Here is an 18651-nt window from a genome sequence, read left to right on the forward strand (position 1 = left end):
CGTGTCCAACCTCGTGGAGTCTTCGCCGGCCACCAGAACCGGCCGCCCCTGGGGGCTCAACGGTCGCCACCACCGAGCCGCTCTCTCCGTGTTCATGGTCATCGTCCTGGCGCACTGGGCCGAGCACCTCACCCAGGCGTACCAGATCTGGGTGCTGGGCTGGACGCCCGCGCAGGCGCGCGGCGTGCTCGGGATGCCGTTCCCGTGGCTCATCAAGTCCGAATGGCTGCACTACGGGTACGCGATCGTGATGCTGGTCTTCCTGTTCCTGCTGCGCCCCGGGTTCGTCGGCCGCAGCCGAACCTGGTGGACGGTCGCGCTCGCCATCCAGTTCTGGCACCACATCGAGCACTTCCTGCTGCTGGTCCAGGCGCAGAGCGGGCACTTCCTGGCCGGTCGTACGGTGCCGACCAGCATCCTGCAACTGGTGCTGCCCCGCGTCGAGCTGCACCTGTTCTACAACACGGTGGTGTTCCTGCCGATGGTCGTCGCCATGTACTACCACCTGCGGCCATCGCGGGCCGAGTCGCGGGACATGATCTGCAGCTGCCGTCCACTGCCGGCATGACCTCCGTGTCACCGACCCGTCGCCGGCTGCTCCTCGGCGCTGCCGGCGTCGGGCTGGCGCTGCTGGTGGTCTACCTCGTCTTCGGCCGGGCGGCGCCGGCCCGGCTGGAGGCCGTCGAGCCGGTCGACGGCGCGTCGGTCGCCGTCTCGCCCACCCAGGTGGCGCTGCGGTTCGACGCCGCCCCGCACCCGCGCGTCATGCACCTCACGGTGATCGGCCCCAGCGGGGACAAGGTCTCCACCGGCGATCCGGTCCTGAACGACAACCGGATCAGCGTCCCGGTCTCGGCCAGCCGCCCCGGCCCCTACCAGGTCGGCTACCACGTCGAACTCGACGACGGCACGCCTGTCGCCGGGATCGCCACCTTCACGGTCGGCCAGGGGACGGGGACCCCCACGGGACCGGTCGAGGCCGCCGCCCCGGCGCACGAACACCACCTGGAGCGGGACACGAGCACCCTGGTGCTCGTCCTGATCGATCTGGTGCTGGTGGCCGGCCTGGTGTCGGTCCTGCTGCTTCGGCCACGGGTGCGCTGACCCGGCCACCCGGCGGCGCCGCCCGGTCCCCGGGGCGGGCGGCGCCGGGACGCCGGCCGGTCAGGCTCGCAGCCCGGCGATCACCTCGGCGACCGCCGGGGCGTGGGCCGGGGCGAGCAGATCCAGGTGGGAACCGGGCACCCGGTGCACGCGCACGCCGCCCCGGCACCGTTCCGACCAGATCTCCAGGCTCTCCTCGTCCACGCGGGGCTCCTGCGGGCGGACCAGCTCCAGTGACCCGGGGTAGGACGGCAGCCGGTAGACGCGCTCCGCCTCGGCGTTGATGGGATAGATCTCCACGAGGCGGCGCAGCCGCTCGGCGCCGAAGCCGGGCGGCAGGACACCCCGGGCGGTCCCCTCGTCGAGGATGCGCGTACACATCGCCTCGGGGGAGAGCCCGGCCAACTCGTCCGCCGGCAGGTCGAGGCCGAGGTTGTGGTTGACCAGGGACCAGAGCAGCCGGGCGCGGGAGGCCGGTGGTTGCGCGCGGCGGGTCACGGCGGTGTCCAGCAGCACCACCGCGGCGGGTCGCTCGCCGTCGTCCGCCATCCGGCTCGCCATCTCGTATGCGACCAGCCCGCCGAACGAGTATCCGACCAGGACGAGTTGCTCCGGGCGGTAGGTGCGGGCCAGTTCCGCGCGGTAGGCGGCGGCCATCTCGCCGATGGTGTGGTCCGGCCGCATCCGTGGGTCGAGGGCGCGCGCCTGCAACCCGAGGCAGGTGTGGCCGGGTGGCAGCGCGTCGGCGAGGTGCCTGTACCACAGGACGCTGCCGCCGAGCGGGTGCACACAGGCGACCACCGGACCGCCGGGGTCCCCGGGCCGGATCGGCACGACGGGGGTGGGTGTGTCCGTGAACCCGTCGCGCAGCAGCCGGGCCATCGCGGTGACGCTGCTGGCCCGCGCCATGACGGGCAGCGGCAGGGACACCCCGGTGCGTCGTCGGATCTCGGACAGGGTGCGCACCGCCTGGAGGGACGTGCCGCCGTGGGAGAAGTAGTCGTCGTCGACGCCGAGGGCGGGGTTGCGCAGGTGGTCACGCCAGATGCGCAGCAGCACCAGTTCGATGGCGTCTCGTGGCCGGCCGTCCCGGACGGCCGTGGTCGTCTGTGTCATTCCGGTGTCCCCCGTTGGCGGTCGACTGGCGCGGACAGGAGGTCCGCGGCGTTGCTGGTGTCCTGACCCGCGACGTGGCCCGACGGGTCAGGACGGGGCCGGCTCCGGGCGGGTGCGGCGGGCCCAGGCCACGACCGGGCCGCTGAGCGCGGCGCCGGCCAGCGGGATCAGGGCGAGGACCAGCCAGCCGGCGGCGCCCAGACCGCCGGTCAGGCCGGTCACCAGGGCCGGGCCCGCCACCGCCGGGACCGCCTGGCCGAGCCGGAACACCCCGGCGTAGCGGGCCTGCGCGCGCTCCGGGGCGAGACCGAACTGCATGGTCCACCGCGCCGTCTCGCCGCCGAGTTCGGCGAAGGTCAGCAGGACCGCGACCAGCACCAGCACCGCGATCGCGGGCGCCGCCGGCAGCCGGCCGGTCAGCGCGGCCACCGGACAGGCGGCGGCGAGCAGCAGGAACGCGAACCGCTGGAGGCGGGCGGCGGACGGAATGGTGTCGCCGGCCCGCGACACCCGGACCTGGAGCAGCACGACCAGCACGGTGTTGATGCCGGTCAGCCACGCCGCGAGCGGGCGGGGCGCGTCGGTGGCGGAGACGATCCAGAGGGGCAGCCCGACCAGCAGGATCGTCTCCCCGATCCGGGTGAGACAGCTCACCTGCGCCACCAGCAGGTAGGGCAGGTCGGCGAGGGGTCGGACGCGCTCCCGGGCGCCGTCCGCCGGTGCGGGCCGCGGCCAGGCCGGCAGCAGCAGGTAGAGGCCGGCGACCGCGACCCAGCACGCGGCCACGGCCGCCAGCATGCCGAGGTACGCCGCCCGCGAGTCGACGGCGAGCACCAGGCCGGCGGCCAGCGTGCCGAGCGCGAAGCCGGCGTTGAACACGCTCCGCAGGTACGCCGAGACGCGCACCCGGTCGCTTCCGGTGACCGCGGCGGCGATCATGCCGTCGCGGCTGATGTCCCAGGACTGCTCGGCGACGGCGACCAGCGCGACCAGCGGCACGAAGAGCCAGAACCGGTCGGCCGCCAACAGCAGGAGCACGAACAGCGCCTGGAGCAGCACGAACACGACGGACATCCGGCGGGCGCCGTAGCGGTCCGCCAACCGGCCGGCCGGGACGCTCGCCGCGATGCCGGCGAGGGCGGCGGCGGAGAGACCGGCTCCCACCTGGCCGACGGTCAGCTCACCGGCGCGGAGGAAGTAGATCGGCGCTCCGGCCAGGTAGAGCCCGGCGCCGACACTGCCGGCCAACTGGGCGGCCGCGAGCCAGCGGGCGGGGCCGCTCACCGGGAGGAGGGCGCCGAGCGCGGCTCCCAGGCGCCCCCGCGGCGCCCCGCCGCCTCCCGCGCCGGACAGAGTGGACTGCGGTGACGCCATGCCGTTCCCCCGTTTGAGCTGCGTGTTCCGCGTGCGAGATGGCGAATCCCGGCTCATTGATCTTTCTGTGCCCGGGGACGGGACACCTGAACACGCGCATTGACGCGAGCGATTCTAACAGCACGCCGCACCCGCGCCGCGGGCACTGATCCGCGTGGATTGCTCGTGCTGCGGTCGCGTGCTAGGGTCCGGTGCGGACCTCTCAATGGGAGGCCCGCACTCGCGCAGGCGTCGTCAAAACGGGGGTTCTGACGTCTTGGAAAATGCATTTTCCCCTGCCCTCCTTGAGTTGTCCCGCGATGTTCTCGGCATTTCCGAGAATCGGTTTCCCGCTGATTCGAAGGAATCCTTCGCCGCCTTGGGCGGCACGTCGCTGCGGGCGATGCGGCTGGTCGCCCGGGCCGAGCGCGAGCTCGGCCTGCGGATCGACCTCGCCGACCTGTTGCGTCCCGAGCCGCTCGTCTCCGCGCTCGGCCGCAGCGGACCGCTGGAGCGCGGCGGGCCGCGGGAGCACCCGGCGGCGGACCGGCGTCCCCTGCTGCCCGCGCAGCACGCGATGCTGGTGCACGAGCAGCAGTGGCCGGGTGTCGGTTACCGCCTGTTGTTCAGCCTCCGCTGCCCGGGTCCCGCCCGCGCCCGCCACCTGCGGGACTGCCTGGACGCGTTGACCGCCCGCCACGAGACGCTGCGCACCGTGTTCGACGCCGACGCCGACCAGCCCGGGCGTCGCGTCCTGCGCCGGTGGCGTCCAGTGCTGCGGGAACAGGGGCACTACACCCCGGACGGCGACCCGGTCGCGGCCGCCCACGCCCACCTCGCCGAGCTGGCGTCCGGGCTGGACCCGTTCCGCCGGCCGCCCGCCGAGTGGCTGCTGACCGAACTGCCCGGGGGCGGGAGCCACGTCGTCTCGCTGCTGGCCCACCACGCCCTGCTCGACGGTTGGGCGGTCGGGCTGCTCCTGCGGGAACTGGCCGCGGCCTACCTCGGCGGCACCGTGCCACCGGCCGAGCCGGGCGTCCCCCCTGACGTCCTGCTCGAACACGCCCGCCCCGCCGACGAGCTGCGCCGGCAGCGTGCCGGTCAGGTGGCCGGGGCGCCGCAGGTGGTGGAGTTGCCCGGTCGGCCCGGCGCCATCGGTCGGCCGGGCCGACCGGGCTCGCGGCTGACCTTCACGCTCGGGGCCGGGGCCACCGCCGCGTGCGACGACCTGGCGCGCGACGCCGGCGTGACCCGGCCCGCGGTGCTGCTGGCCGCGTGGGCGCTGGTCACGGGCCGCCGGTGCGGGGTCGACGACCTGCTCGTCGGGGTGCCGGCCGCCGGCCGCCCGACCGCCGAGCTGGGCGAGGTGGTCGGCCTCGCGACCCGCGTCGTGCCGGTGCGCTGCCGGTGGGACGACGACGCGCCCGCGAGCGCGTGGAGCCCCGCCGTGGCCGACGCCCTCGCCGACGCGGTCGCCGCCGCCGAGCTGCCGTTCGAAGCGCTCGTGTCCGAGCTGGGCGCGGCCGGGGCGATCGACCGCAACCCGCTGGTCCAGATCGGGTTCGCCGCCCACGACGAGCTGATCCCCGCCGCGCTGCCGGGTCCCGCGGGGACGGCGACCGTCCACGAGGGTCACGACGGGGGTTCGGTCTTCGACGCGATGCTCTACCTCCAGGCATGGGGGGAGCGCCCCCGGTTCGCGCTGGAGCACCGGCTGGCGGCGCTCTCCCCGGCCGGCGCGGCGGAGCTGGCCGAGGCGTTCGAGGCGACGCTGGTGGCGCTGGCGCAGGCCCGCGACCTGCCACTACGGACGGTCCGGGGGATGTCCGAGCGGCAGCGCGCCCGGCTCGACGAGTGGGGCCGCGGCCCGGACGCCGGCCCGGTGACCGGGCTGTGGCAGGCGTTCGCGGAGCAGGTCCGCCGGCGACCCGGGGCGATCGCCGTGCGTGACCGCGAGGGCAGCACCACGTACGCCGAGCTGTTCGACCTGGCCGAGCGGTTCTCCGCCGACCTCGCGGAGGCCGGGGTGACGGCCGGGTCGACGGTGGTGGTGGCGACCCCGCCGGCCACCGCCGAGGTGGTGGCCGTGCTGGCGACGCTGCGGCTGGGGGCGGCGTACACCGGCGTCGACGCCGACGCCCCGGACGAGCGGGTGGCGGCGCAGCTGGCCCGGTGCCGTCCCGCCGCCGTCGTGGGTGATCCGCGGATCGCCCGCCTCGCCGGGGTCGGCCCGGCCCTCGACGGGCCGTCCCGGCCCGCCGGTGCCGCCGCCGTCCCTCCCGTGGCCGCGCCGACCGAGCCGCAGCGGGTCGCCTACCTGGCGTTCACCTCCGGGTCGACGGGCGAGCCCAAGGCTGCCCGGATCACCCACGCCGCGGTGCTGCGCCTCGTGCACGACCCCGACGTGTTCCGGTCCGAGCCCGGGGACGGCTTCCTGCGGCTCGCACCGCTGGCCTTCGACGCGTCCACCATGGAGCTGTTCGTCCCGCTGCTCACCGGCGGCCGGGTCGAGATCTTCCCGGGCCCGGTGCCGCACCCCGGTGAGCTGGCCCGGTTCCTCGCCGAGCGTGAGGTCACCGTCGCCTGGCTGACCGCCGGCCTGTTCCGGGTGCTCGCCGACTACGACCCGGCGGCCTTCGGCGGGCTCCGGCAACTGCTCGCCGGCGGCGACGTGGTGCCGGCCGGGCCGGTCGCGGCCGTGCTGCGGGCCTGTCCGGGGCTACGGGTCACCAACGGCTACGGCCCCACCGAGAACACCGTCTTCACCACCGTGCACCACGTCGACGACCCGTGCGAGCTGCCGGACGACGTCCCGATCGGGCGGCCCGTGTGCGGCACCGGCGTCCTGGTCGTCGACGACGACGGCGAACTGCTGCCGCCCGGCGCGGTGGGCGAGCTGTGCGCGGTCGGCGCCGGGCTGGCCCTGGACTACCTGGACGATCCGCAGCGGACCGCGGAGGCGTTCCGGCGGCTCGGCGACGGCACCCGCTGCTACCGGACCGGCGACCTCGTACGCTGGGACGAGCAGGGCCGACTGCGCTTCCTGGGCCGCCGGGACCAGCAGGTCAAACTGGACGGCCACCGGGTCGAGCAGGACGAGGTGACCCACCGGCTGTCGGCGCACCCACGGGTGTCCGACGCGGCGGTCGTGGTGGCCGGCGACGCGGAGAACGGCCGCTTCCTGGTGGCGGCGCTGGTCGCCCCGCCGGAGGCCGGCCTCGTCGAGGAGGTGCGCGCGTCGGTGTCGCGGAGCCTGCCGGCGTACGCGGTACCGAGACGCTGGGTGTTGTTCGACGCGCTTCCCCTCACCAGCAACGGCAAGGTCGACGCCCGGGCGATCCTGCGCCGGGTCGAGGAGCAGGCGGCCCCGACGCCGCACCGTGCCCCGACCCCGCCCGGCGCACCGGCGGAGGATCTCGAATCGCTGATCGCCGAGGTCTGGGCCACCGTGCTCGGCGACGACGACTTCGACTTCGACGAGCCGTTCTTCGAGGTGGGCGGCGACTCGTTGCAGTTGGCCAGGGTGCACCGGCTGCTGCGGGACAGACTGCCCGACCGGTCGATCGTCCTGCTGGACCTCTACCGCCACCCCACCGTGGACTCGCTCGCCGGCTGGCTGCGCGGCGCGGGCCCGGCGACCACGGCGGCGACGCGGTGAGCGTCGAACGCGGACCGGTCGCCGTGGTGGGCGTCGCCGGCCGCTTTCCCGGCGTCGCGTCGCTCGACGAACTGTGGGACGCGTTGGTCGAGGGCCGGGAGCTGCTCACCCGGTTCACGCCGGCGCAGCTCGCCGCCGCCGGCGTCCCCGAACCGGAGCGCGACGACGAGGACTACGTGCCGGTGCGTGGCGTGCTCGACGGCATCGAGGACTTCGACGCCGCCTTCTTCGGCCTCCCACCCCGGGAGGCGATGATCACCGATCCCCAGCACCGGCTGCTGCTGGAGTGCGCGTGGGAGGCGCTGGAGTACGCGGGTCACCCGCCCGGCCGGGAACCGGGCCGCATCGGCGTCTTCGTCGGCACCGGCGTCAACACCTACCTGACGAACCATCTGCTCGGGCGACCGGACCTGCTCGCCGAGCTGGGCGCGCTCCCGATGATCATCGGCAACGAGAAGGACCACGCCGCGACCCGGATCGCGTACCGTCTCGGCCTGCGCGGCGCGGCGATCGGCGTCCAGACGGCCTGCTCGACCTCGCTCGTCGCGGTGCACCTGGCCTGCGAGAGCCTGCACAGCGGGGACACCGACCTGGTCCTGGCCGGGGGCGCGACGGTCAGCACCCCGCAGCAGCGCGGCTACCGCTACGAACCGAACGGCATCGGCGCGCCGGACGGGCACTGCCGGGCCTTCTCCCGCGACGCCGCCGGCACGGTGGCCGGCAACGGCGCCGGGATCGTCGTGCTGCGACGCCTCGCCGACGCGTTGGCCGACGGCGATCCGATCCTGGGGCTGGTGCTCGGCTCCGCGGTCAACAACGACGGGGCCGCGAAGGTCGGCTACACCGCGCCCGCGGTCGCCGGTCAGGCCGAGGTGATCGGCATGGCCCTGGCCCGGGCCGGCCTCGACCCGGCGGACGTCGACGTGGTGGAGGCGCACGGCACGGGCACCGAGATGGGCGACGCCATCGAGGTCGCCGGCCTCGGCGCGGCGTTGGGACCGGGCGGGCCGGCGGGCGGACGCCTGCTGGGGTCGGTGAAGCCGAACCTCGGCCACCTGGACGCCGCCGCCGGGATCACCGGGATGATCAAGATGCTGTTGGCCCTGCGCCACGGCGTCGTGCCGCCCACCGTGCACCACGACCGGCCCCACCCCGACATCCCGTTCGCCGACGCCGGCCTGCGCGTCAACCCGACGGCCGAGCCCTGGCCGGCGCGGGGCGGGCCGCGCCGGGGCTGTGTCAGCTCGTTCGGCATCGGCGGCACCAACGCCCACGTGGTCCTCCAGGAGGCGCCGCCGACGCCGGGCACGTCCAGGTCCGCGCCGGACGCCGACCTCGTCGTGCTGAGCGGGCGCACCCCGCAGGCGGTACGGGCGGCGGCGCGGCGGCTCGCCGACCACCTGACGACGGCACCCGGGCGGGAACTCGCCGACGTCGCGCACACCAGCCGCGTCGGCCGTACCGCCTGGCCGGTCCGGCGGGCGATCGTGGCCACCGACCGCGCCGACCTGCTGCGGCAGCTCGGCACCGATCCGGAACCGGTCGTCGTGCCCCGCCGGGCGACGCTCACGTTCGCCTTCCCGGGGCAGGGCAGTCAGTTCCCCGGGATGGCCGTCGACCTCCACGCCCGGCTGCCCGGCGTCCGGGAGCGGCTCGACGCCGGGCTGGACGCACTGCCCGCGGGCACCGCCGGTCCGGTCCGCGCCGCGCTCCTGGACCCGTACGCCGCCGACTGGACGGCCCGTCCCTCGATCGCCCAGCCCGCCCTGTTCCTGGTGGAGTACGCGCTCGGCGCCCAACTCCTCGACTGGGGCCTGCGACCGCAGCGGATGATCGGGCACAGCGTCGGCGAGTACGCCGCGTTCTGCCTGGCCGGCGGCCTGCGCCTGACCGACGCCCTGGCGCTGCTGGTGGAACGCGGGCGGCTGGTGGAGCGTACCCCGCCCGGCCGGATGGCCGCCGTGCTGGCCGACCGGGAGCGGGTGGCCACGCTGCTGCCGCCGGACGTGCAGGTGGCCGCCGACAACGCTCCCGGCGTCACCGTCGTCTCCGGCTCGCCGGCCGGGGTGCGGGAGCTGACCGACAGGTGCGCCACCGCCGGCCTCCGGGTGCGCCCGGTGCCCGCCGCGCACGGCTTCCACTCCAGCCTGCTCGACCCCGTCCTCGACGACTTCCGGGCGGTCGTCGGCGCGGTGCCGCACCACCCGGTCACCACCACCGTCCACTGCGGGCTGACCGGCCGGTCGGTGGTCGAGGGCGCGACCCGTCCGGCGGAGCACTGGGTGCGGCAGCTGCGCGAGCCGGTGCGGTTCCGGGAGGCCGCCGCCGAGCTGCTGGCCACGCGCCACCCGGTCGTCCTCGAGGTCGGGCCGGGCCGGGCGCTGACCGCGCTGATCCGGGCGGCGGGCGGCGGGCGGGTGCCGGTGGCGCCCACGATGCCGGCCGAGCCGGGCACCGCCGCGCCGCCGGTGCTGCTGCGGGCGCTCGGGACCGCCTGGACCGCCGGCGTCGAGCCGGACTGGGCCGCGTTCCGGCTCGACCCGGACGCCCGGCGGGTGCCGCTGCCGACGTACCCCTTCGAGCGCGTCCGGCACTGGGTCGACCTCACCGAACCGGCGGCGGGGGAGGAGGCGGCGGACACCGCGGCCCCGGAGCCGCCCGCCGAGCCGGACGAACCCGAGACGCCCGCCGCCACCGTGGAACGGGAGATCATCGCGGCGTGGCGGGACCTGCTCGGGGCGACCGACGTGGCACCCGACTCCGACTTCTTCGCGTTGGGTGGGGAGTCGCTTGTCGCCGTGCGGATGCTCAGCCGGCTGCGACAGCGGTGCGGCGTGCGCGTGCCGCTGCGCATCCTGGCGCAGGACCCCACCGTGCGCGGGCTGACCCGGGCGGCGCTCGACCGCCTGCCGGCCGGCGCGAACCAGTGACACAGGGAGAGACAGTGACCGCACCGGCGCCCACCCTGGAGGTCCTCGCGGACGGTCCGGGCGCACCGCTCGTCATCATCGACTTCATCCGCATCTCCGCCGGGGCCGGGCTCGGTGAACTGCTGGCCTCGGCGCCCCACGACCGGCCCGTGTACCGGGCCGACCCGGTCGAGACGCTCCTGGGCGGGCCCGGGTTCCGGGCCACCACCGACCTCGCCGAGGAGTACGCCGCGGCCGTGCGTCGGCTGCCCGTACGCCCGGCCCTGATCGTGGGATATTGCAGCGCCGCGCCGACGGCCGTCCGCACCGCCGAGCGGACCGGCGTGCCGCTCGTCCTGGTGGAGCCCACCTGGCAGGACCGGGGCGCCGTGGAGCACGACTTCCGCGCCTTCCGCGCCACCCTGCGGGAGGGCGAGCCGGCCGCGGTCCCGCTCGACGCCGACCCGGCCCGGGCCCTCGCGGTGATCACGAGCACGCTGGACGACGACCTCGACGCGTTCGCCCGGGCGAACGACCTGCCGGACGACGAACGCCAGGACACCCGCGAACAACTCGTCGACAGGTACGTGGCCTGGCTGCACGTGCTGCTCTCGGCGTCCGCGGACCCGGTGCCGCCCCGGCCCGCCGACGTGGTGCTGGCCAGCCGGGACTACCTGGGCGAGCACCCCGGCGTCGAGACGCTCCGGCTCGACCTGTCCGCCGACGAGATGCCGACCGCGCCCGCCACCCGCGCCGCCCTGACCGCGCTGGCCGAACCGACGGCAGTGGCCCGGTGACGGCGTTCCTGCCCGACCTGGTCCTGGCGCAGGCCGCCCGGACACCCGGGGCGTGTGCCGTCGTGGACGAGCGTGAGTCGCTGACGTACGAGGAACTCGTCCGGCAGGCCGGCGTGGTGGCCGGGCTGCTCACCGCGGCGGGGGTGGAACGGGACGCCGTGGTGGCGGTCCACGCCGAACGCTCGGCCCGCTTCCCGGTGCTGCTGCTCGGGGTGCTGCTCGGCGGCGCCGCGTACCTTCCCCTGGAACCGGGCGACCCCGCGCCCCGCCTTGCCGGCATGCTTGACGACGCCGGCGTGGTCCTCGTGCTGACCGAACCCGAGCTGAAGGCCGCGGCCGAGGCCGTCGCCGGCAGCCGTCCCGTGCTCGCGGTCTCGGCGACCGAGCTGCGCGCGGGCGTCCCGGCGCCGCCGGTGCCGCTCCGCTCGGACCTGGGGCTGGCCTACGTCCTGTTCACCTCCGGCTCCACCGGGCGCCCCAAGGCCGTCGCCGTGCCGCACCGCGGCATCGTCAACCGGCTGCGGTGGATGCAGGACGAGTACGCCCTGACCAGCGCCGACGCCGTCCTGCAGAAGACCCCCGCCACGTTCGACGTGTCGGTGTGGGAGCTGTTCTGGCCGCTCGCGCAGGGCGCCCGTCTGGTCATGGCCCGGCCCGGCGGGCAGCGCGACCCGGAATACCTGATGGCCGTCATGCGGCGGGAGCGGATCACCGTCGTCCACTTCGTGCCGTCCATGCTGGAGTCGGTGCTCGATGAGCCCGGCTGGCACGGGTGCGACGCGTTGCGGCTGGTCGTCTGTAGCGGTGAGGCCCTCCCGCCGGCCGCGGTGCGCCGGTTCCGGGCGCGGAGCCGGGCCCGGATCGACAACCTGTACGGGCCGACCGAGGGGTCGATCGACGTGACCTGGTGGCCGTGCCGCCCGGTGGAGGACGGTGCTTCGGTGCCGATCGGCCGGCCGATCGCCAACGTCGTGGTGCGGGTCCTCGACGCGGACGGGAACCTGGTGCCCGAGGGCGTGCCGGGGGAGCTTCACCTCGGTGGCGACCACGCCCTGGCCCGGGGGTATCTCGGCCAACCGGGTCTCACCGCGGAACGGTTCCCGGCGGATCCCTTCGGCGACGGCGCCCGGTTGTACCGGACCGGCGACCTCGTGCGCTGGCTGCCCGGCGGGATGCTGGAGTTCCTCGGTCGGCTCGATCACCAGATCAAGCTGCGCGGCCAGCGGATCGAGCCGGGCGAGATCGAGGAGACACTGCGTCGGCATCCGGCGGTGACCGGTGCCGTGGTCGTGCTGCGCCGGGACGAGGGACGCGCCGAACGTCTGGTCGGCTACGTGGTGGGGCCGCCGGACGGCCCCGGCGAGCGGGACCTGCGCACCCATCTCGCCGAGCGGCTGCCCGCGTCGATGGTGCCGGCCCGGGTGGTGCGCCTGGACGCCTTCCCCCTCACCGCGAACGGCAAGCTGGATCGACGGGCCCTGCCGGAACCACCACGGCGCCGGCGTCCGTCAGCGCACGAACCCGATGTGGGCGGTGGCCATTAGCGAGCCGGGCTCGCAGAACGGCACCTGCTCGACGACCCGGCCCTCGTCCAGGTCCACCACGAAGAGCGTCGAGGCGCCGGTCATGAAGACGTACCGGCCGCCGGGCTCGACCGCGAGGTAGAGCGGCGACTGGCTGTTCTTCGCGCAGATGAACGGCGGCTGGACCGGCTCGTGCGCGAACAGTTCCAGGTCGAACACCGTGGACATGTCGGCGGGGTCGAGGACGAACAGCCGGTTCGGGAAGCCGGTGACCGCGATCAGCTGTCGGCCGTCGCGGTGGAACAGTTGCTGCGAGGTGATGCGCAGGAAGGTCGGCCCGGTGTGGGCCGCCTCCCGGACCGCCGCGCCGTCCTGGTACCGCCACCGCTCCAGCACGCCCGGCCCGTGCACGACGACGTTGTTCTGCCACTTCGAGATGTTGTTGCAGGAGACGTAGAAGACGTTCGGGTCGTCCAGGTCGACGTCGACGTGCGCGGAGCAGCTCGCGCCGGTGGTGTGCACCGAGGCGTTGGTCAGCTTCTCGTCCGCCACCACGAATCGACCGGTGGGGAACTCGTTGGCCGCGTACCGCGCGACGTCGAAGCTGCCGCCGTCAGTGCCCCGCACCCGGCCGTCGGGACCGGGGCGTACCGACAGGTCCATGTCGACGCCGACCATGAACCCGTTCGGCGAAGCCTCCAGCTCGTGGATGGTGTCGCAGGCGAACTCGGGCAGGTCGCCCAGCCGGCTCGCCGCGCCGGTGCGCAGGTCGTAGCGCCAGGCGCTGCTGCGCAACGGCTGTTCCGGGTCGTGGTAGCGGCGCAGGCGGTCCTCGGTGTCGGTCATCGCGAACCCGATCACGCCCGGCTCCACCTCGCACTTGGTGGAGCTCTGCATCGCGGCGAAGTCCAGCTCGGTCGCCGGCGGCCACAGGTGCGAGCCGCCGTCGCGGCCGAGTCGGCGCAGGTAGGGCGCCTGTTTGAAGGAGACGACGACCTCGCCGTCCGCGGTCTGCACGAAGCTGTGCGGGTGCAGGAAGTACGAGAGCAGGTCCTCGAGCCGACCCAGCCCGTACGGCACCGGACCGTCGCCGAGCCGGTCCCGCAGCACCGCCAGTTGGCGGGCGCGCAGGTCACCGATGTCGATCGTGGTCTCCCGCACCGTGCGGGCGCCCAGGTCGACGAAGAGGTACCGCTCGCGTGTGCCGTCCGTGGACAACCCACAGACCAGCAGCGTCAGATCGCCGTAACCCGCCGACAACGGCAGGCTCAGGTCAACAGCCACAACAGCGCCTCCCGGAGGATGGTGATGCAGTTGGTGGTGAGGACGGACTCGACGTGGAACTGGAAGCTGGTGAAGCCCTCGGAGCGCAGCGCCACGACCCGGCCGTCGGGCTCCACCGCGATGGTCACCCCCGCGGGGGCCTCGGCCGGGGCGTCGGCGAAGAACGTGTTGTAGAAGCCGACCGGCTCGGCCCGCCCGAACAGGTCGACGGTCTCCTGCACGCCCTGCAGCGGCGGGTCCACCGGGTGCACGGTCATGCCGAGCAGACGGCAGAGGATCTGGTGGCCGAGACAGACCGCGAGGAACGGCGTGCCGGCCGCCATCAGCTCGCCCACGATGCGGTGCAGTTGGGCGATCTTCGGGTCGTCGAGCTGGTTCGGGTCGCCGGGCCCGGGCCCGACAAGCACCAGGTCGTAACCGGTCAGGCCGATGCCGGACTCCCGGTAGTCGCGCATGGTGACCTTGAGCCCGAGGTGCTCCAGGATGTGCTTGAGCATCTCGGTGAACTGGTCCTCGTTGTCGACGATCAGCACCGAGCGGCCGATGAGTTCGGGCGCGGCGTACCGGTCGTCGAACTGCCTGTTGATCCAGAAGCGCGACAGGTAGCGGTTGCGGCTGTTGAGCACCTCCATGACCTTGTCGTCCACGAACCGGTCGAGGAAGGGGCCGGGCGGCTCCGCGGTGGTGATCGCCTTCAGCAGCCCCTCGGCCTTGGTACGGACCTCACGGCACTCCTTCGCGGGCACGGAGTCGCGCACCACGCTGGCGCCGCTGCGGATCACGGCGTGGCCGTCGGTGTCCACCGCCATCGTCCGGATCGTGATGGCGCTGTCCAGCCACTCCTGGCCGTCGTCCTCGAGACCCCGGATCATCAGGGCCGACGAGTAGTAGCCCCGGGACTCGGATTCGTGGCGGTGGATGACCCGGGCGGCGTTCTCCAGCGGGCTGCCGACCATGGTCGCCGCGAACATCGACTCACGGAACGCGTCGAGCGGACTCATGGTGGCGCTGCCCTCGAGCACGTACTCGGTGTGGACGAGCGCGCTCATCTCCTTCAGGTACGGCCCGTGCACGACGCCGCCCTCGCCGCAGATCCGCGACATCATCTTGAGCTCCTCGTCGACGACCTGGAAGAGCTCGTTCACCTCCTTGCGGTCGGAGAGGAACTCGATGAGGTCGGCCCGCCTCTGCAGCGCCGCCCGGGGCAGCGTGCCGCAGATCGGGTTCATCGTGACCGTGCCACGACGGTAGGTCAGGTGCCGCTCGGGTGAGGACCCGATGAAGTAGCGCTCCCCGTCGAAGAAGCAGAACGTCAGGTACGCCCCGATCTCGTTGCGGGCGAGCCGGGCGAAGATCGTGTGCGCGACGTCGGGCCCGAAGTCGCCGATGGTCACGTCGCAGCGCCGCGAGATGAGGAAGTTGGAGCCCTCGCCGCGCTGGATCTCCTCCTTGATCACCCGGTCGATCCGGGCGGCGAACTCCTCGTCACCGGGGGTGTGCACGGGGTCGGAGACCACCCGGACGTCGGCGTGCGCGTCGGCGAACGACTCCAGCTCGACCTCACGGAACTCGCTGGGCACCAGGGAGATCAGGGGCTCGTTGTCGTCGTGGCAGACGTAGCCGCGCTCGCGTAGCTGCGCGTAGGGCACCATGGTCAACACCGGGTGGGTGGCCGGGCGGGGAACCTCGGCGAGTGACCAGGAGCGCACGGCCTCACCGCGGGCGTAGTTGACCTTGCCCTCGGAATGAATGAGGCAATAAGGGCCGACAAAGTCAGGACTCACCGGAAGCCACCTTGCTGATCAGAAAGTGGTGTAGCACCAGGTAATCGATTTCCGTATCGAGGAAGCAGCCTAGCGCATCGGCCGGTGACCCGACGATTGGCTGCCCCGCGACGTTGAACGAAGTGTTGATCAGACACGGCACGCCGGTGACCTGCTCGAAGGCGTGCAGCAGGCCCGCCAGCAGCGGATTGTCCGCCTCGTCGACGGTCTGGGCGCGAGCCGTGCCGTCCACGTGCACGGCGCCCGGAACGAGCGTCCGGTATTCGGGCCGGACCGGGAAGACGAATGTCATGTAGGGGGAGGCCCTCTTCTTGCCCAATTCCAGGACGCGCGGCGCCGAGGCCGCGGGGAGCACCGGCGCGAACGGTCGGAACGGCTCCCGCCGCTTCACGCGGATGTTGATGACGTCCTGAATATCGGGAAACGCGGGGTTGGCCAGGATGCTGCGATTGCCGAGGGCGCGCGGACCGTACTCGACGGCGCCCTGGAACCAGCCGATCACCACCGGGTCGACGAGCAGCTTGGCCACCTCGGCGAACAGCTCGTCCTCGGCCAGCTCACGCCACTCGACCCGGTCGCCCACCGCGGCGAGGGCCGCGCGGACGTCGTCGTCGGTGTACCTCGGCCCCAGGTAGGGAACGGGTGACGGGCGTACCGGGCGACCCAGCTCCCGCGACGCGTACACCGCCGCGCCGATCGTCACGCCGGGGTCGCTGGCGCCGAAGCTGACCGAGGCGTCCTCGAACCGGGAGCCCTCCAGCAGCTTGGTGTTGTTCACGCAGTTCAGCGCCAGGCCGCCCTCGATGATCAGATGCCGCGCGGAGGTCCGTCGTTCGAGCGCCGCCACCTGGTGTCGGGTGACCACCTCGACCGTGTCCTGGACCGCGCGGGCCACCCGGCACCGGAAGTCCCAGTCGGTGCGGTCGCCCGCACACTCGAAGATCTGATCGAAGAAGGGGTAGTACGCCTGGGTGTCCAGCAGCGGGTTGCCGACCCGCAGCCGGTAGCCGCCGGTGTCCTCCAGCGTGACCACCTCGCGCAGCAGCGGATTGTCCGCGCCGAGCGGCGGATGGAAGCCGCTGAGCCCCATGACCTTGTACTCGTCGTTGTTCGGCACGAAGCCGAGATAGCGGGTGACCTTGCTGTAGAGCAGCGCCAGACTGTTGGCGATGTCGACGGTGGCGTCCGCCAGGATCGTCACCTCGCCGTCCCGGATCTCTCCCATGATCGACGAGTAGCGCTCCGCCCGCCCGTCGCTGACCAGGAACGCGGCGTCCCGCCAGCCGGCCGTGTGGTAGCCGCACGACAGGTGGGCGAGGTGGTGCGGGACGAGCCGGAGCCGGTCGGGCGGGATGGTGAAGCCGGTCCGCGCGGCGAAGTCCGCCCTGATCGCCTCCGGCGTCAGCAGCGTCGTGCGCAGCTCCTCCAGCCGGGCCAGGCGGTCGGCCCGCTCCTGCTCGGCGGCGGCCGACCGGAGGATCCCGGCCCGCTCGGTCGCCCAGACCTCCGCGGTGAAACTCCACGGGAAGGCGAAGCGGTCCACGTCGGCCAGCTCGACGCCGGCCTCCCGCAGGGCCCAGCGCAGCGCGTTGACCGGCAGGTCCGACGTCTTCTTGACCCGGCTGAGCCGCTCCTCCTCCACGGCGGCGACCAGCTCGCCGTCGACCACCACGGCGACGGCCGCGTCGTGCCCCAGCACCCGGTACCGGTCCAGGCCCGAGCGCCGGTACAGACGACCGAACAGCTCCGCGGACCGTGTGAAACCGTTGAACCCGACGACGATCATGCCAACTCACCCCGCTATCGCAGATACCGCAGCTTGAGTTCCAACTCCGCCAGCTCCTGCGCGACCTCCGAGCCGGCCACCACGCCGCCGCCGCAGCGCAGCAGGACGTCCGGCCCGTCCTGCTCGGCGCAGGTGACGATCATGTTGGAGGTCAACGCGTCGCCGGCCGCGTCGTAGAGCCCCACCGCGCCGGCGAAGAACCCGCGCGGCTCGCCCTCGATCTCGGCCAGCACCTCCTGGGCGCGCAGCTTGGGCGCGCCGACCACGACCCCGCGCGGGAAACTGGCCAGCAGGACCGGGCCGAGCCCGCGCGCCGGGTCGTACCGGCCGGAGACGTCGCTGGCCAGATACGTGGTGGGTCCGATCACCAACGGTTCGCACAACCGGTCGACCACCACGGTGCCCGGCTCGCAGTACGAGCCGAGGTCGTTGCGTTCGAGGTCGACGAGCATGATGTGCTCGGCGAAGTACTTCGGGTCGCCGCGCAGCAGCGCGCCCCGATCCTGTCGCTCCCGGTCGGTCCGCGCGGCCGGCTGGGTGCCGGCGAAGACCCGGCTGCTCACCCGGCCGTCGCGCGCCAGCACGTGCGGCAGGGAACAGTTGCCGAACACCGTGGTCCCGGCCAGGTCGAACCAGTAGGAGTAGTCGGCCGTCGCGTACCGGGCGGCCACGTCGGCGTAGTAGCGCGGCAGCGAGGTGCGGGGGCGTACCCGGACCGGCACCGAGAGCACGACCTGGTAGACGTCGCCGGCCAGCAGGTGGTCGCGGGCCCGGGCGAGCTGCCCCGCGTACCGGACCGGGTCGATGTCGACGACGACCTCGGTCAGCGGCGCGGTGAGCGGCGGCGCGGTCCGGGCGGTGGCCCGGGCGCAGGCCGCCGCCACGTCCGCCCGGTCCTCCGCGGCGCAGCTCAGGGTGCCGGTGGCCGGGTCGTGGACCACCGCGCGCCGCAGCGGCCCGGCGAAGCCGAGCAGCCGCCCGGGGGCCGTGGCCGGTGGCGGGCCGCCCGGGATGCCGGCCTCGGCCCGCAGCCGCAGCGACAGGTCGTAGGAGAACGCGAACGCGACGTCGGGGCCCGGGCCGCGCCGCGCCTCGGCCAGCAGCTGGTCGAGCAGGGCGGCGACGTCGCCGTCGAAGCGTTCGCCGTCCCGCTCGATCCCGTCGGCCGTGACCCGCCACACGTCCGACAGCGACGCGAACAGGGTGCGCCGCTCCCGTCCGGGCAGGCGGTAGCAGAACAGCGATCCGAACCGCTCCGTCAGCGGCTCGACGAGATCGTGCGGGTCACCGGCGAAGGAGACGCGGACGGTGGTGGCGGTGGACGTGGGCGCCGACAT

Annotated in this window: 12 protein-coding genes; 6 read left to right on the plus strand and 6 right to left on the minus strand. The window is 73.9% G+C overall.

Going from position 1 to position 18651, the window contains the following annotated elements; genetic code table 11:
• The first annotated feature begins 94 nt into the window (after positions 1 to 94).
• Entirely contained in the window at positions 95 to 568 is a 474-nt protein-coding gene (locus ACZ6O5_RS00570) for a hypothetical protein (RefSeq protein ID WP_396773445.1), read from the plus strand.
• Positions 565 to 1104 carry a copper resistance CopC family protein gene (locus ACZ6O5_RS00575; RefSeq protein ID WP_465973726.1) on the plus strand — a complete coding sequence of 180 codons (540 nt, stop codon included), beginning with the start codon at positions 565 to 567 and terminating at the stop codon, positions 1102 to 1104. Before ACZ6O5_RS00570 ends, ACZ6O5_RS00575 begins: the two co-directional genes overlap by 4 nt.
• Before the next feature lie 60 nt (positions 1105 to 1164).
• Here ACZ6O5_RS00575 and ACZ6O5_RS00580 read toward each other — a convergent pair whose 3' ends face one another.
• Together ACZ6O5_RS00580 and ACZ6O5_RS00585 are read right to left on the minus strand one after the other, a co-directional pair.
• On the minus strand, positions 1165 to 2220 hold the full coding sequence (locus ACZ6O5_RS00580) for a thioesterase domain-containing protein (RefSeq protein WP_465973728.1): 1056 nt from the start codon (positions 2218 to 2220) through the stop codon (positions 1165 to 1167).
• An 87-nt stretch (positions 2221 to 2307) separates the two neighbouring features.
• Positions 2308 to 3504 (minus strand): MFS transporter, encoded by a 1197-nt coding sequence (locus tag ACZ6O5_RS00585; RefSeq protein WP_465973730.1) that lies wholly within the window; start codon positions 3502 to 3504, stop codon positions 2308 to 2310.
• A 295-nt stretch (positions 3505 to 3799) separates the two neighbouring features.
• Between ACZ6O5_RS00585 and ACZ6O5_RS00590 the strand changes: the two genes are divergently transcribed.
• From ACZ6O5_RS00590 to ACZ6O5_RS00605, 4 genes are read left to right on the plus strand one after another with little or no spacing between them, the layout of a single operon-like run.
• Positions 3800 to 7231 (plus strand): non-ribosomal peptide synthetase, encoded by a 3432-nt coding sequence (locus ACZ6O5_RS00590; RefSeq protein WP_465973731.1) that lies wholly within the window; start codon positions 3800 to 3802, stop codon positions 7229 to 7231.
• Positions 7228 to 10161, plus strand: coding sequence for a type I polyketide synthase (locus ACZ6O5_RS00595; protein WP_465973733.1), 2934 nt, complete (start codon positions 7228 to 7230; stop codon positions 10159 to 10161). The genes ACZ6O5_RS00590 and ACZ6O5_RS00595 overlap by 4 nt, the downstream gene beginning before the upstream one ends.
• A gap of 14 nt (positions 10162 to 10175) precedes the next feature.
• Positions 10176 to 10937, plus strand: a complete 762-nt coding sequence (locus ACZ6O5_RS00600) for a hypothetical protein (protein ID WP_465973734.1) — start codon at positions 10176 to 10178, stop codon at positions 10935 to 10937.
• Positions 10934 to 12481 (plus strand): amino acid adenylation domain-containing protein, encoded by a 1548-nt coding sequence (locus tag ACZ6O5_RS00605; protein ID WP_465973736.1) that lies wholly within the window; start codon positions 10934 to 10936, stop codon positions 12479 to 12481. The genes ACZ6O5_RS00600 and ACZ6O5_RS00605 overlap by 4 nt, the downstream gene beginning before the upstream one ends.
• On the opposite strand, the gene ACZ6O5_RS00610 is transcribed toward ACZ6O5_RS00605, so the two are convergent.
• Genes ACZ6O5_RS00610 through ACZ6O5_RS00625 form a run of 4 tightly spaced genes read right to left on the minus strand, consistent with a single transcriptional unit; the run spans position 12446 to position 18651 of the window.
• The gene (locus ACZ6O5_RS00610) at positions 12446 to 13744 is read right to left on the minus strand and encodes a hypothetical protein (RefSeq protein ID WP_465973738.1); all 1299 of its coding nucleotides are present in this window, start codon (positions 13742 to 13744) and stop codon (positions 12446 to 12448) included. The genes ACZ6O5_RS00605 and ACZ6O5_RS00610 overlap by 36 nt on opposite strands.
• Positions 13729 to 15528 carry an anthranilate synthase family protein gene (locus tag ACZ6O5_RS00615; protein WP_465973740.1) on the minus strand — a complete coding sequence of 600 codons (1800 nt, stop codon included), beginning with the start codon at positions 15526 to 15528 and terminating at the stop codon, positions 13729 to 13731. The genes ACZ6O5_RS00610 and ACZ6O5_RS00615 overlap by 16 nt, the downstream gene beginning before the upstream one ends.
• Positions 15518 to 17314, minus strand: coding sequence for a carbamoyltransferase family protein (locus ACZ6O5_RS00620; RefSeq protein ID WP_465973742.1), 1797 nt, complete (start codon positions 17312 to 17314; stop codon positions 15518 to 15520). The genes ACZ6O5_RS00615 and ACZ6O5_RS00620 overlap by 11 nt, the downstream gene beginning before the upstream one ends.
• A 14-nt stretch (positions 17315 to 17328) precedes the next feature.
• A complete protein-coding gene (locus tag ACZ6O5_RS00625) occupies positions 17329 to 18651 on the minus strand; it encodes a chorismate-binding protein (RefSeq protein WP_465973744.1) in 1323 nt (440 codons plus the stop codon).

This window comes from Micromonospora sp. NPDC049201 (assembly GCF_055586805.1).

Excerpts from the sequence above, each read along its gene's own strand:
- ACZ6O5_RS00620 (WP_465973742.1), bottom strand. The coding sequence starts at position 17,314 with ATGATCGTCGTCGGGTTCAACGGTTTCACACGGTCCGCGGAGCTGTTC.
- ACZ6O5_RS00575 (WP_465973726.1), top strand. The coding sequence starts at position 565 with ATGACCTCCGTGTCACCGACCCGTCGCCGGCTGCTCCTCGGCGCTGCC.
- ACZ6O5_RS00625 (WP_465973744.1), bottom strand. The coding sequence starts at position 18,651 with ATGTCGGCGCCCACGTCCACCGCCACCACCGTCCGCGTCTCCTTCGCC.
- ACZ6O5_RS00580 (WP_465973728.1), bottom strand. The coding sequence starts at position 2,220 with ATGACACAGACGACCACGGCCGTCCGGGACGGCCGGCCACGAGACGCC.
- ACZ6O5_RS00590 (WP_465973731.1), top strand. The coding sequence starts at position 3,800 with ATGGGAGGCCCGCACTCGCGCAGGCGTCGTCAAAACGGGGGTTCTGAC.
- ACZ6O5_RS00570 (WP_396773445.1), top strand. The coding sequence starts at position 95 with ATGGTCATCGTCCTGGCGCACTGGGCCGAGCACCTCACCCAGGCGTAC.